The sequence below is a fragment of the Thalassospira povalilytica genome (assembly GCF_002844235.1).
GTDB classification, from domain to species: Bacteria; Pseudomonadota; Alphaproteobacteria; order Rhodospirillales; family Thalassospiraceae; genus Thalassospira; species Thalassospira povalilytica.
In genome coordinates this window covers 286,779-299,930 of record NZ_PGTS01000002.1, presented here as the reverse complement: position 1 = coordinate 299,930, position 13,152 = coordinate 286,779, and the positions used below count along the sequence as shown (strand labels likewise).

The following is a 13,152-nucleotide window of genomic DNA, read 5'->3' as shown; positions in this document are numbered from 1 at the left end:
CGTGATGAATTTATTCGTTAAAGCCGACTTCATCGATCAGACGAATGGCCGCACCACGATTTTCGGCGATCTTGTTCAAAGACAGTTCATCATGGGTAAAGGTGCCCCAGGACCGCACCATTTCCGACCATGCCACACCCGGCTTCACCGGATATTCGAAATTGACGTCGGCATACATGTGCTGGGCTTCATCGCCTGCCAGGAACTCGACCAGCTTGATGGCGTTTTCCTTGTTCGGGGCATGTTTCATCAGGGCAACACCCGAAATATTGACATGCGTACCCCGGTCACCCTGGTTCGGGAAGACAATGCGCACCTGTTTTGCTGCCGGGGCCTTGTTCGGGTCATCCAGCATCTTGCCGTAGTAATAGGAATTGCCGATCGCCAGATCACATACGCCCTGCGAGACGGCCTCGATCTGGTCGATATCGGCACCCTGGGGCTTACGCGCCAGATTTTCCTTCACCGATATCAGCCAGGTTTTTGTATATTCTTCGCCGTGATGGGCAATCATCGATGCGATCAGCGCGATGTTATAAACATGCATGCCCGACCGCACACATATCCGGCCTTTCCATTTCGGATCGGCCAGCTCCTCGTAGGTGGAAATCGCATCCGGTGCGACCCGGTCAAGGGATGTGTAAAGCACACGCGCACGGGTCGTCAGACCGACCCACAATTCGTTTTCATCGCGAAACTGGTCCGGGATGTTTGCTTCGAGCACGTCACTTGTCAGCGGCTGGGCGATATCGGCATCAACGGCATCCTGAATACGACCGATATCAACCGTCAAAAGCAGGTCGGCAGGACTGTTGCGCCCTTCATGCTTGATCCGTTCAACCAGTCCGCTTTGCGAAAACAGCGTATTGACCCGAATGCCGGTTTCTTCGGTAAATCGCTTGAACATCGGTTCGATCAGGAATGGCTGTCGTAACGAATAGACATTCACTTCTTCTGCTGCATTGGCGCCCTGAACCATCGAAAGTCCCATTGCCGCCGCGACCAGACCATAGACCGTTTTGCGCAGAAAAATCATGAATGCCTCTTGTGGATGTGCTGTGCGAACAAACAGCAATTAGGAATGATTTGTATTCGCCGTCGGCGAAATTAAAGGCCAGAGCCCGGTTCTTGCAAGCCCGAAAGCACAGATTTTCGATGTTAAAGGGCTGACATGCGGACAAATGCGGCTTTTTGGCCATCCTAACCACAAATATGAAAAAGGGATGGCAATGAGCCATCCCTTCGAAAATTCTGCTTTCAGAAGCAGCGATCTATTCGTTGTAGCCGACCGTATCGACCAGCTTAATCGCATCCGGGCTAAGACGTGCAATATCGGAAAGCGGCAGTTCGTCAGCCTTGAAGGTGCCCCAGGATTTGACGTTCTCGGCCCATTCGACACCCGGCTTGACGGGGTATTCGTAATTGACCTCTGCATAGATTTGCTGAGCAACATCGCCGGTCAGGAATTCCATCAGCTTCACGGCGTTTTCGCGGTTCGGGCCATCCTTGATCAGGCTCATGCCCGAGATGTTCATCGACATGCCACGATCTGCCTGGTTCGGGAAGACGATATTGACCGACTCTGCCCACGGGCGCTGCTCGTCGTTGTCGAGCATCTTGCCATAGTAATAGGTATTGCCGATCGCGAGGTCACAAACGCCTTCCTTGATCGCCTTTACCTGGGCGCGGTCATTGCCCTGCGGCTTGCGGGCAAGGTTGTTTTTCAAACCTTCGAGCCATTCTTTGGCTTTTTCTTCGCCATGAACAGCAATCATCGATGCAAACAGCGCAACGTTATAAACATGCGTGCCGGAACGGGTGCAGATTTTGCCTTCCCATTTCGGGTCTGCCAGATCTTCGTAAGAGGTGATTTCACCTTCGGCGACGCGGTCCTTGGACGCATAGATCGCACGACCACGCTGGGTCAGCGCAAACCAGTGACCCTCGGGATCACGCAGATGCGCCGGGATGTTGCCATTGATGACATCATTGGAAACGGCTTCGGTTACGCCGGCATCAACAGCCTGCTGGATACGGCTGATGTCGACCGTCATCAGAATGTCGGCCGGGCTGTTCGCCCCTTCCTGCTTGATACGTTCGACCAGACCTTTTTCCGCAAAGATCACATTGACCTTAACGCCCGTCTGTTCGGTGAATTTTTCAAACAGCGGCTCGACCAGGAATTCCTGGCGAAGGGAATAAACATTCACTTCCTGTGCGCTGGCAATGGCTGCTGCAAAGGTGGTCGCACCGAATACGGCACCACCGATCAATTTCCTGATTTCCATCTGAACGATCCCTATTGAACGTGATTACGTCTCAACTCCCATGAAGTTGCAATTAATTTGCAACCGCGCTTGCAATTAAGAGCAATCCGCCATCATTTCAATAAGGTTTCATCCTAAGGCCGCCCGCAGTGTGATTCACATCACTCCATCGCATCCCGCATTGAAAGAATGCTTGAACTCCTAGAGAACGTTGAACGACCCGCCGCTTGAGGCGCGCCATGCATCCAGAAATTCCTGATAGGCGGGAATGTCCCCTGCCCGTTCTTCAAGCCAGCCAACTGTCAGATTGATCGCGTGATTATATCCGTCATGATCGGTCAGCCCGGTATGCAGGGCATGGCGCAGATACAGCAAATAGGTATTGAGCACATCTGTTTCACAATAACGGCGAATGCCATCGATCTCGCCATTGTCAAACATGTCCGAGACCTTGCTGCCATCAACACCGGTCTTGCCCGGCAAATCCAGTGCGGCACATACTTCATTCATCTTGGTGCGGGCTGATGCACCGTAATCAGACAGTACTTCGGCAAGGTCACAATGCCAGTTCGGTGCGTAACGGGATGTGTAGTTTTCCCATTTGTTCGATGTCTGATGCAGCCAGCGCGCCGTAACGCCATGCTTCATCGCGCGGTATTTCAGAACCGGCAAATCAAACCCCCGGCCATTGAAGCTGACCAGTCTGGGATAAAGCTTTCCGCAATAGGCAAAGAACCCGTTCACGAGATCCTTTTCCTCGGATGTCAGATCCCCGCCGGACCGCAATTCTTCGATCTCGTACATTTCAAGATCACCATCGCGCTGGATGGTTGCACGCAGAAAACTGATCGCAACAACCTTGTGAAACGGTTGACGGGGGAACCCATTGCGACCGCTGGTGATTTCCAGATGATAATCTTCGAGCATCTTCCGTCCGGTTTCCGGATCAGGTGCCGTTTCACCGGTCAGTTGCGGCAAAACATCAATGTCGGGAACGGTTTCAATATCAAAGACGAACAGACTGGAATGCATCATCGCGGGCCCCACAGGTTTGTTTTGCCCACCATAACGGCAAGCAGACCGGATTTCACGGGAATATCGGCATGAATTCTATCTAGTATAGCTGACATCTACTGCCATCATTGTCAGGAGCAACCTGTCATCATGGCTGCAACTGACCGGGATCACATCATGGTTAACTGACGCACCGGGGGTTGCATCCATTTTGCGCGCCCGGTTAAACTTGCGCATGGGACTTTAACCACCTGTATCAGGGGCACTGTCGGCTTCATCGGGGGACCTACCAGGATGAGTCACGCAAATATCGGGCAAAAGCAGTGCATTTGATGCGATTCCGGACCGCAACCACGAAGGGACAGAAGGATGAAAACCCTGCCTACCGGAGCCGCAATGCTGATGGCCGCTGGCCTTGCATTTTCCACATTCATTTCAACCGCACAGGCACAGGACGCGACATGCGAAATTGATCGCCCCGTCATGTTTGCCGGCCTGAATTATGACAGTGCGCTTTTTCACAATGCCGTTGCACGGTTCATCATCGAAAAGGGGTATGGCTGCAAAACCGATGCCCTGCCCGGTGACGTCATTCCGCTTTTGACCGGTGCCGGCAAAGGCGATGTTGATGTCGTCATGGAAATCTGGCGCGACAATGTGGCTGATGCCTGGAAAAAGGCAGAGGCAGCCGGAACCGTCAGCCAGATCGGGGTAAATTTTGACGATGCTGTCGAAGGATGGTTTGTTCCGCGCTATGTGATCGAAGGCGATGCCGCACGCGGGATCGAGCCGATGGCACCGGATCTGAAATCGGTTGATGATCTGCCGAAATATGCATCCTTGTTTGAAGATCCCGAAGAACCCGGCAAGGGGCGCTTTTATAACTGCCCGTCGGGTTGGGTATGTGAAAAGGTCAACTCGGCAAAGCTTTCGGCCTATCAGCTTGATGACAGCTTTACCAATTTCCGCCCCGGCACCGGTGCGGCACTTTCCGCGGCAATCGCATCTGCGCATAAACGCGGCAAGCCGGCACTTTATTATTACTGGGGACCGACCTGGGTCATGGGGCTTTATGACAGCTATCGGCTCGAAGAACCGGCCTATGACCAGACCATTTTTGATGCGCTGAAAACCGATCCTTCCCCGAAGAAGGCAACCGCATATCCGCAAAGCACGGTGACGGTCGGTGTCAATTCCGGCTTCATGAAATCCGCACCGAAACTGATCGAGTTCCTGACCCATTATGAGACCAGTAATGCACTTGTTTCGGAAATGCTGGCTTATATGCAGGAAAACAACGAAAAGCCCGAAGGCGCGGCACTTTATTTCCTGAAACAAAAACCGGATGTATGGAAAGCCTGGGTGCCGGAAAAGGTCGCCGCCCGGGTTGAGGCCGCTTTGTAAGCTGCTGTGTAAAGCAACCTTGCAAAAGGCACTGTAAACGACTGATTTTGATGTATGGGGCGGATCATTTTCCGCCCCATATTTTTTGCGCATTTTTTCCCTGCCATCACATCCATTCCGGCATCGCGTCATCCTGACGGGCTAACTCAGCTCATTTTCCAAGTGAAAACAACCAAAGGAAACAGAGATGAAAATCCGTTTTGATGCCTTGCGTGGTCTTGCGCGCCACGTGATCATGGCCGGGATCATGATTGCGCTTGGTGCGGTCGTTGTACCTTCCCCATCGCATGCAGCTTCTTGCACGGCCACCACCAATTCCGCCTTTGCCACGACGATCGCAAACGGGCATGCCTATACCAAACACAAGGACGAATTTGTTAAGGGAAAAGTCATTGACAATCTGGCTTTTCCGGACGCCACCATCGCCAGTGCCGGCGAGTTTGCAACTTTCCTGAAGGGCATTCTGGACGCGCCCAGCGAAAACAAGTCGCTTGCCAATAGCCGCGCGGCATACTGGGACAGCCGTACCGGCACAATCATCATCACCAATGCGAATGCAGGTGATTGCGGCACGGCATTTCGCCCCACGGATGGTGTTACCTATTACAACCAGCAAAAATGACACCTGACAGGAATGGATTTTAATAATCATGCCCGGCACGCAGCCGGGCATGACAAACCGAAACCGATCAAAACTGCAAGGAACCCGAAATGTCAGAGCATGACAGCAAAATATCACTGTTGCTTACACGCGACGAAGCGATCGCGGTGTCAAATGCATTAAACTATATGGCAGCCGGTTGCGATGCGAACGAGTGTTCCACCCTCACCGGCGCAAGCCCGAAACAAATTCAGGCAATTTTTGATCGTCTGAAACAGAATTTGGATGAAACCGAAAAATGAACTGAATTAACCCGGCACGCGGACATAAAATACTTGGGCCATCTGCTGCCCTGCCTGCCCGTATGCCATTGGTGAATGGCCATCAATCACCATAAGACGAAGAACCATCTGTTCGGGTCGGCGGCCTTGGATCGACTTCGGTCGCGTCCATCAAACGGGCAACATGCTGCAACGAGTCAAGGATCTGCTTGCGTTCATCCAGATCAAGCATTTCATAGCGCAACATGAAATGGCCATCCATCAAAGGTGGCGTATTGATCAGAACTTCCCGCCCCTTGTCGGTCAGGCTGCTATTGACGACACGTTTGTCGCTGGCATTGCGCGTGCGCACGATAAAGCCGCGTTCTTCAAGACGGTTCAGAATTGTGGTTACCGTCGCCTGACTAAGCGACACGTGGCGAGATATTTCACGCACAGTAACCGCACCAAGTTCTTCGATCGCAAGCAACACAACCAGCTGCGGAACCGTAAGACCACAAACCTTCATCACATGTTTTGAATGAAGATCCGTTGCCCGGATAATCTGTCGCAATGCGACAAGAACATCGAGAAATTCCTTACGCTTTGGCTGTTCCGACCCCATCTTGATGCGGCTCCTTCCGTTCTTCGTTGCGCTCAACTTAACGCCATTATAATTTGACATCAAATGTTTTGAGCTGTAACTATCGCCTTAACGAATATAACGAGACTTGGGGGAACCTGCGCCTGGCGGCCATCCGGTCCAAAGGCGCAATGCGGGTTTCACAATGAAAAAAATCCGACGGGCACCATGATCGCGCCAACGTTTTGTCCTGGCGGGATTCAAGATGTTCATCGCCAAAATTCGATAAGGGCTCATGACCGAAAAAATCGTTGTAAAAGACCTCTATAAAGTCTTTGGCGACCATCCTGATCAGGCCATGCAAATGATCAATGACGGTATCGACAAGGACGAAATTTTCGACAAGACCGGCCAGACCGTCGGTGTCTGTGGCGCCAATTTTACCGTCCATGAAGGTGAAATTTTTGTGGTGATGGGCCTGTCGGGATCGGGAAAATCCACCCTGGTGCGGCTTTTGAACCGCCTTATTGAACCGACATCGGGTCAGGTTTTGTATGATGGCGTCGATATTGCCGCCATGTCGGACGAAGAATTGCGCGCCCTGCGCCGCAGCGACATGGCCATGGTTTTCCAGTCATTTGCCCTGATGCCGCATCTGTCCGTCATTGATAATGCTGCCTTTGGCCTTGAACTGGCTGGCGTTGACGAGGCCGAGCGTCATGAACGCGCCCTTGCCGCTCTTGATCAGGTTGGCCTCAAGGCCCATGCCAATTCCTATCCGGATGAACTTTCCGGCGGCATGCAGCAGCGCGTCGGTCTTGCCCGCGCACTGGCCAATGACCCGGCAGTCATGCTGATGGACGAAGCATTTTCCGCACTTGATCCACTGATCCGGACAGAAATGCAGGACGAGCTGCTTACGCTTCAGCGTGAACACAAACGCACGATTATTTTCATTTCGCATGATCTTGACGAAGCCATGCGCATTGGCGACCGCATTGCCATTATGGAAGGCGGGATTGTGGTTCAGGTCGGCAGCCCGGAAGAAATCCTAAATAACCCGGCGAATGACTACGTCAAATCGTTCTTCCGCGGCGTTGATGTTTCCACCATTCTGAGCGCCAAAGACATTGCGTCAAAACGTCAGGTCACGGTTATCGAACGCGAAGGCGTTGGCCTTAAGACCGCCCTTAACCGTCTGCGCAATGAAGACCGCGAATATGGCTATATCGTCGGTGACAAGCTTGATTTCCATGGAATCATTTCTGTCGACAGCCTTGACGAAGCCATCAAATCAGGTGCGGACAAACTGTCGGCAGCCTTCCTGCCAAATGTCGAACCGGTTTCCCATGACACACCGCTTTCCGATCTGATCGGGACGGTTGCGCATGCACCATGCGGCGTTCCCGTCATCGCAGAAGACGGCAAATACATGGGCGTGATCAAGAAAGCCAACCTGTTGGCCACCCTTGACCGAGAAGGAGACGGCACCAATGGCTGATACCAGTAATCCTTGGGGCCAGAGCACAGAGGCCGGCTCCGCTGACAGTGCGGGTTCATCCGCGACAAGCACAACCAGCAACCCGTGGGGAAGCGCAAGCCCGGATGCCACGGCAAGCGGCCCGGGCGGCAGCACCGGTGGCGATGCCGCAGCATCGTCTGACTGGCTGTCAAACGCGGCCCCTGCCCCGGAAAAGCATTTTGACATTTTCCACCCGTTCCAGGATGCGCTGATCCCGCTTGATGGCTGGGTCAATGACGGTCTTGAATGGATTGTCGAGAATTTCCGAAGCGTCTTCCAGGCCATCCGCTGGCCGATTGATGCGGTTCTGAGCGGTGTTGAAGCCGGGCTGCAAGCAACCCCGGCGATCCTTGTCATCATCATCATGGCGCTGATTGCCTGGCAGCTTGCCGGACGTCGTCTGGCCATCGGAACATTGGCATCAATGATCGCGGTTGGTCTGATCGGTGCGTGGTCCGAAGCAATGGTGACGCTGTCACTTGTCATCACATCGGTCTTTTTCTGTGTGGTGATTGGCCTTCCGACCGGTATCTGGCTGGCGCGTAACGAACGCGCATCCAATGCCGTGCGTCCGATCCTTGATGCCATGCAGACAACACCGGCCTTCGTTTATCTGGTGCCGATTGTCATGCTGTTTGGCATCGGCAACGTGCCGGGCGTGGTGGTTACCATCATTTTTGCCCTGCCGCCGCTGATCCGCCTGACCATTCTTGGCATCCGACAGGTCCCCGGTGATCTGGTTGAAGCTGCGCGGTCATTTGGTGCCAGCCCGAAACAGCTTCTGTTCCGGGTTCAACTTCCGCTCGCGATGCCGACCATCATGGCCGGTGTTAACCAGACGCTGATGCTGGCGCTGTCGATGGTTGTGATTGCCTCGATGATTGCAGTTGGCGGCCTGGGTCAGATGGTCCTGCGTGGCATCGGCCGACTGGATATGGGTTTGGCAACGGTTGGCGGCATCGGCATCGTCCTTCTGGCGATTGTCCTTGACCGCATGACCCAGGCGCTGGGCCGCGACCAGCGATCCAAGGGAACCCGTCACTGGTATGAAAGCGGCCCTGCTGCTGTCGTACGGTCGATCCTTGGCAAGAAATAATACCGAACAACGAGATAGCTGACGGGACCAGAACGGTTCCGTCAGCTTGGAGAACAGGGACAGATAAACTGTCCGAGGCTCATTAAAACCAGGAGAAGCTCATGACGATCCTCAAAAAACTGACAACCGGCGCTGCGATTGCCGTTACCGGCTCCATGCTGATGACCGGTGCTGCATTTGCCGATCATCATATGCCGGGCAAAGGCGTCGAAGTTCAGCCGCTCAAAAGCTCGATCGCCGAAGAAACCTTCCAGACCCTTCTGGTCATGAAGGCGCTTGAAGAACTGGGCTATGACGTCAAGCCGATCCAGGAAATCGAATATGCTGCCGGTCACGTTGCCATCGGCAACGGCGATGCAACTTTCCTGGCTGACCACTGGAACCCGCTTCATGCCGATTTCTACACGGCTGCTGGCGGTGACGAGAAAATCTATCGCAAGGGCGTATATTCGCCGGGCGCACTTCAGGGCTACCTGATCGACAAGAAAACCGCCGACAAATACAACATCACCAATGTCAGCCAGCTTGCTGATCCGGAAATTGCCAAACTGTTCGACAATAATGGCGACGGCAAAGCTGACCTTTCGGGTTGCAACCCGGGCTGGGGCTGTGAAGGCGTGATCGAACATCACCTTGATGCATACGGCCTTCGTGACACCGTAACCCACAATCAGGGTTCCTATTCGGCCATCATCGCCGATACCATCACCCGTTACAAAGCCGGTGAATCGATCCTGTATTACACCTGGACCCCGTACTGGGTTTCGGGCGTTCTGGTTCCGGGCAAAGACGTAACCTGGTTGCAGGTGCCGTTCTCGTCGCTTCCGGGTGAACGTAAAGATGCCGACACCTCCCTTCCGGATGGTTCGGACTTCGGTTTCCAGGTCAACAACCAGCAGATCATCGCCAACAAGGCATGGGCAGAAGCCAACCCGGCAGCAGCCAAGCTGTTTGAAGTCATGGAAGTTTCGGCCAATGACATTTCGGCTCAGAACCTGCGCATGCGCGATGGTGAAAAGTCCGCCGAAGACATCGGCCGTCACGCTGATGCCTGGATCAAGGCACATCGTGAAATCTTTGATGGCTGGCTTGAAGAAGCTCGCGCTGCTGCGAAGTAAATCCGGCAAGCCGTTCATTCAGGCATCCGCCTGATTTGAAAGACCAGACACCCCGCAGATCAAATTCTGCGGGGTGTTTTTTTGCGGACCAACCAAAAACTGTCAGGAGATGTCAGGCATCGCTCGATTTACAGTCGCATGTAAAGATCGAACTTGTTAGGCTTTCAAACTCATTGATTTTTTGAGCAACACGGGCCTGCCGTCGCCATGTTTCCGGAACAATTGAATGTGCCTTTGGGCAAGTGGGTCAATCAGTTCGTTGATTGGCTGGTCATCAATTATGGCACAGCGTTCGAGGCCTTTGCCGACAGCTTGCTGACCATTCTGGTCGCGCTGGAACAGCTTCTGCGTGGTGCGCCATGGTGGCTGATCCTGATTGCGATTGCTGCCATCACCTGGCATGCCAGCAAGAACTGGAAGCTGGTTGCCGGCCTTGTGATCGCGATGTTTGTCATCGGCACGCTGGGCCTTTGGGACAAGGCGATGCAAACCCTTGCCCTGATGATTGTTGCGACCTCGCTTTCAGTCGTTATCGGGGTTCCGGTCGGTATCGCAATGGCAATGTCCAACCGGTTGCGCGCCATTATGCTGCCTGTCCTGGATACCATGCAGACCATGCCAAGCTTTGTGTATCTGATCCCGGCCCTGATGTTGTTCGGGCTGGGTAAGGTACCGGCCATTCTGGCCACCGTGATCTATGCCGCGCCACCGGTCATTCGCCTGACCGATCTTGGTATTCGTCTGGTCGATCCCGAAGTTCTTGAAGCATCACGTTCGTTCGGCGCCAGTCGCAAACAGATCCTGTTTGGTGTTCAGCTGCCGCTTGCCCTTCCCAACATCATGGCCGGCATCAACCAGACAACCATGATGTCCATTTCAATGGTGGTGATTGCGTCCATGATCGGTGCACGCGGCCTTGGCGAGCAGGTCCTGATGGGTATCCAGCGCCTTGATGTCGGCGCAGGCATGGAAGCCGGCATTGCGATTGTGCTTCTGGCGGTCGTCTTTGACCGGATCGGCCAGGCCTATGGCAAGCGATCCCAGCGCACATCAAGTGCGGAGGACGGGCAATGAGCTATATCGAAATACGCAATATTTTCAAAATATTCGGTCCCGATCCAAATGCTGCACTTGAACTGGCAAAGGCCGGTTCGGACAAGGAAGAAATCCTTGCAAAGACCGGCAACACAGTGGGCCTTCATGATGTGTCCCTGTCAGTTGAACAGGGCGAAACATTTGTGGTCATGGGCCTTTCGGGGTCCGGAAAATCGACATTGATCCGCCATCTTAATCGCCTGATTGATCCAACCGCAGGCCAGGTATCGTTTGGCGGCGAAGATATTCTGTCGATGGATATCCCGACCCTGAATGCATTTCGTCGCAAGCGGCTTGGCATGGTGTTTCAACGGTTCGGGTTGCTCCCCCATCGCAATGTGATGGACAATGTCGCCTATGGGCTCGAAATCCAGGGCACTGATCGCAAAACCCGCGAAGCAGCCGCAAGCAAATGGATTGATCGCGTCGGGCTTGCCGGATACGAAGCCAAGTTCCCCGATCAGCTTTCAGGTGGCATGCAACAGCGTGTTGGCCTTGCCCGGGCACTCGCCACCGACCCGGAAGTCCTTTTGATGGACGAGGCTTTTTCCGCCCTTGACCCCCTGATCAGATCGGACATGCAGGACGAGTTGATGAAGCTTCAGGCCGAACTGCACAAGACCATTGTCTTCATCACCCATGACCTTGACGAGGCACTCAAGATCGGTGACCGGATTGCCATTCTCAAGGACGGGAAACTCATCCAGGTCGGCCGACCCGAAGAAATCGTTCTTAACCCGGCTGACGCCTATGTGCAGGCCTTTACCCGGGATGTGAACCGGGGCAAGGTCCTGCGTGCCAGAAGCATCATGGAACCGATAAAACCGGCATCCGGCACGGACGGGTTTTCAACCGCGCATGTGGTACGCTACGACACCCGGCTTGAGGATATCCTGCCTGTGGCACTTGGCTCGGATACCGCAATCACGGTAACGGGCCACGACAATCACCCCATCGGAACCATTGGCAAAAAACAGATTCTTGACGCCCTGTCGGTGCATAGCAACGACTAGCCAACACTTGAATTTCGCATTCTTCTACTTTAACTCGATAAGAAGGGGATTTGAACAGATTGAGCAAGCGTCGGGACCGTGCCGCAAGATAACGTAAACATAATTCACGTCCTGTGCGATCAGGACCACCGTCACTTGCTTCCGGAAAGCTTGATGGGGTTTGATCTGTGCCTGCTTGATCCGGCAAAGCCGATCCCGGCTGATATCATGTCGCTGATCATAGATGTCGATCTTCAGAACCCGGACATGATTGCCAGGCTTCGGGCCTTTCGCAAAGTATCGGAGCGCGGCTCGGACCAGATTATTGCAATCGGCAAGGGCAATCTTCAAGACGAGTTGCAGGCCACAGCACTTGGCGCGCGCAAAACCATTCTCAAGCCGTTATCGGAAAAGTCGCTAGCGACTTATATCGAAGACCGTCGCACGGCCTATGGCATGACGGGCAAGACTGCAACCGCGACCACACAGCTGGCAGCAAAAGCCATCCAGAACAGCTTTGACAAAATCACCAGCAATCAGCCCGTCGATCTGAAACAGATCAACGAGGCCGGCCAGAATATCGCAACTGCCATTGCCGATCTGGGCATTTCGGAATGGCTAAGCACGGTGCGCGTCTATCATCAGTCAACCTTCCAGCACATCTTGCTGGTGACCGGTATTGCCTGTGCCTTTGCACAAAGTACGGGCATGAGCAAAACCGACGTCGCCAAACTGACCGAGGCCGGGCTTCTGCACGATATTGGCAAGATCTGGATTTCGGACACGATCCTCGACAAGCCGGGGGAACTTACCCCCGAAGAGTTCGAGATCATCAAACGCCATCCTGTCGAAGGGTACAAGAAGCTGTCTGAACAGGGCAACCTTGACCCTGCCGTCCTTCATAGTGTCAGACACCATCACGAATATCTTGATGGCAGCGGCTACCCCGATGGGTTGACGGCGGACGCCATTCCCGATCTGACGCGTATTCTTACGATTTGCGATATCATGGGGGCGTTGCTTGAAGAACGTGCCTACAAGCCACGATTTAGTATCGAAAAATCACTCTCGATCCTGAAATCGATGGGCAAGGAAGGCAAGGTCGAACTGGCACTGGTGCTGGCGCTCGAAACCGTGATGAAAAAGCACACCTCAATTCCCGACAATGTTGCCGATCTGATCAATCAAACCGGCTGACTT

The 13,152-nt window shown here is 53.7% G+C and carries 13 protein-coding genes; 9 read left to right on the top strand and 4 right to left on the bottom strand.

The window, feature by feature from the left end; all coding sequences use genetic code 11:
* Positions 1 to 10: 10 nt before the first annotated feature.
* The 3 genes from CU041_RS05660 to CU041_RS05650 all read right to left on the bottom strand — a co-directional run bounded on the left by CU041_RS05660 (position 11) and on the right by CU041_RS05650 (position 3,302).
* Entirely contained in the window at positions 11 to 1,036 is a 1,026-nt protein-coding gene (locus CU041_RS05660) for a Fe(3+) ABC transporter substrate-binding protein (RefSeq protein ID WP_101246093.1), read from the bottom strand.
* Between the two features lie 235 nt (positions 1,037 to 1,271).
* Complete coding sequence (locus CU041_RS05655) at positions 1,272 to 2,288, bottom strand: Fe(3+) ABC transporter substrate-binding protein (RefSeq protein WP_101246092.1); 1,017 nt, start codon at positions 2,286 to 2,288, stop codon at positions 1,272 to 1,274.
* 180 nt (positions 2,289 to 2,468) lie between these two features.
* The gene (locus CU041_RS05650) at positions 2,469 to 3,302 is read right to left on the bottom strand and encodes a 3'-5' exonuclease (protein ID WP_212733769.1); all 834 of its coding nucleotides are present in this window, start codon (positions 3,300 to 3,302) and stop codon (positions 2,469 to 2,471) included.
* Between the two features lie 348 nt (positions 3,303 to 3,650).
* Between CU041_RS05650 and CU041_RS05645 the strand changes: the two genes are divergently transcribed.
* The 3 genes from CU041_RS05645 to CU041_RS05635 all read left to right on the top strand — a co-directional run bounded on the left by CU041_RS05645 (position 3,651) and on the right by CU041_RS05635 (position 5,588).
* Complete coding sequence (locus CU041_RS05645) at positions 3,651 to 4,685, top strand: ABC transporter substrate-binding protein (protein WP_101246091.1); 1,035 nt, start codon at positions 3,651 to 3,653, stop codon at positions 4,683 to 4,685.
* A gap of 187 nt (positions 4,686 to 4,872) precedes the next feature.
* The gene (locus CU041_RS05640) at positions 4,873 to 5,307 is read left to right on the top strand and encodes a hypothetical protein (RefSeq protein ID WP_101246090.1); all 435 of its coding nucleotides are present in this window, start codon (positions 4,873 to 4,875) and stop codon (positions 5,305 to 5,307) included.
* An 89-nt stretch (positions 5,308 to 5,396) separates the two neighbouring features.
* Positions 5,397 to 5,588: a hypothetical protein gene (locus tag CU041_RS05635; protein ID WP_068519352.1), complete on the top strand. Its 192-nt coding sequence runs from the start codon at positions 5,397 to 5,399 to the stop codon at positions 5,586 to 5,588.
* 82 nt (positions 5,589 to 5,670) lie between these two features.
* Here CU041_RS05635 and CU041_RS05630 read toward each other — a convergent pair whose 3' ends face one another.
* On the bottom strand, positions 5,671 to 6,171 hold the full coding sequence (locus CU041_RS05630) for a MarR family winged helix-turn-helix transcriptional regulator (RefSeq protein ID WP_101246089.1): 501 nt from the start codon (positions 6,169 to 6,171) through the stop codon (positions 5,671 to 5,673).
* A 253-nt stretch (positions 6,172 to 6,424) separates the two neighbouring features.
* Between CU041_RS05630 and proV the strand changes: the two genes are divergently transcribed.
* The 6 genes from proV (at position 6,425) to CU041_RS05600 (ending at position 13,149) form a co-directional block, all read left to right on the top strand.
* Positions 6,425 to 7,630: a glycine betaine/L-proline ABC transporter ATP-binding protein ProV gene (gene proV / locus CU041_RS05625; RefSeq protein WP_068519350.1), complete on the top strand. Its 1,206-nt coding sequence runs from the start codon at positions 6,425 to 6,427 to the stop codon at positions 7,628 to 7,630.
* Positions 7,623 to 8,747, top strand: a complete 1,125-nt coding sequence (gene proW / locus CU041_RS05620) for a glycine betaine/L-proline ABC transporter permease ProW (protein WP_101246088.1) — start codon at positions 7,623 to 7,625, stop codon at positions 8,745 to 8,747. Before proV ends, proW begins: the two co-directional genes overlap by 8 nt.
* A gap of 101 nt (positions 8,748 to 8,848) precedes the next feature.
* Positions 8,849 to 9,865 (top strand): glycine betaine/L-proline ABC transporter substrate-binding protein ProX, encoded by a 1,017-nt coding sequence (proX, locus tag CU041_RS05615; protein WP_068519348.1) that lies wholly within the window; start codon positions 8,849 to 8,851, stop codon positions 9,863 to 9,865.
* Between the two features lie 207 nt (positions 9,866 to 10,072).
* Positions 10,073 to 10,939 carry an ABC transporter permease gene (locus CU041_RS05610; RefSeq protein ID WP_101246087.1) on the top strand — a complete coding sequence of 289 codons (867 nt, stop codon included), beginning with the start codon at positions 10,073 to 10,075 and terminating at the stop codon, positions 10,937 to 10,939.
* On the top strand, positions 10,936 to 11,973 hold the full coding sequence (locus CU041_RS05605; RefSeq protein WP_101246086.1) for a quaternary amine ABC transporter ATP-binding protein: 1,038 nt from the start codon (positions 10,936 to 10,938) through the stop codon (positions 11,971 to 11,973). Before CU041_RS05610 ends, CU041_RS05605 begins: the two co-directional genes overlap by 4 nt.
* A gap of 153 nt (positions 11,974 to 12,126) precedes the next feature.
* Positions 12,127 to 13,149, top strand: a complete 1,023-nt coding sequence (locus CU041_RS05600; RefSeq protein ID WP_170310151.1) for an HD-GYP domain-containing protein — start codon at positions 12,127 to 12,129, stop codon at positions 13,147 to 13,149.
* The last annotated feature ends 3 nt before the right edge of the window (positions 13,150 to 13,152 follow it).

Bases quoted from the DNA above. Each gene is read 5' to 3' on its own strand.
- CU041_RS05660 (WP_101246093.1), bottom strand. From the start codon at position 1,036: ATGATTTTTCTGCGCAAAACGGTCTATGGTCTGGTCGCGGCGGCAATG.
- CU041_RS05655 (WP_101246092.1), bottom strand. From the start codon at position 2,288: ATGGAAATCAGGAAATTGATCGGTGGTGCCGTATTCGGTGCGACCACC.
- CU041_RS05650 (WP_212733769.1), bottom strand. From the start codon at position 3,302: ATGATGCATTCCAGTCTGTTCGTCTTTGATATTGAAACCGTTCCCGAC.
- CU041_RS05645 (WP_101246091.1), top strand. From the start codon at position 3,651: ATGAAAACCCTGCCTACCGGAGCCGCAATGCTGATGGCCGCTGGCCTT.
- CU041_RS05640 (WP_101246090.1), top strand. From the start codon at position 4,873: ATGAAAATCCGTTTTGATGCCTTGCGTGGTCTTGCGCGCCACGTGATC.
- CU041_RS05635 (WP_068519352.1), top strand. From the start codon at position 5,397: ATGTCAGAGCATGACAGCAAAATATCACTGTTGCTTACACGCGACGAA.
- CU041_RS05630 (WP_101246089.1), bottom strand. From the start codon at position 6,171: ATGGGGTCGGAACAGCCAAAGCGTAAGGAATTTCTCGATGTTCTTGTC.
- proV (WP_068519350.1), top strand. From the start codon at position 6,425: ATGACCGAAAAAATCGTTGTAAAAGACCTCTATAAAGTCTTTGGCGAC.
- proW (WP_101246088.1), top strand. From the start codon at position 7,623: ATGGCTGATACCAGTAATCCTTGGGGCCAGAGCACAGAGGCCGGCTCC.
- proX (WP_068519348.1), top strand. From the start codon at position 8,849: ATGACGATCCTCAAAAAACTGACAACCGGCGCTGCGATTGCCGTTACC.
- CU041_RS05610 (WP_101246087.1), top strand. From the start codon at position 10,073: ATGTTTCCGGAACAATTGAATGTGCCTTTGGGCAAGTGGGTCAATCAG.
- CU041_RS05605 (WP_101246086.1), top strand. From the start codon at position 10,936: ATGAGCTATATCGAAATACGCAATATTTTCAAAATATTCGGTCCCGAT.
- CU041_RS05600 (WP_170310151.1), top strand. From the start codon at position 12,127: ATGGGGTTTGATCTGTGCCTGCTTGATCCGGCAAAGCCGATCCCGGCT.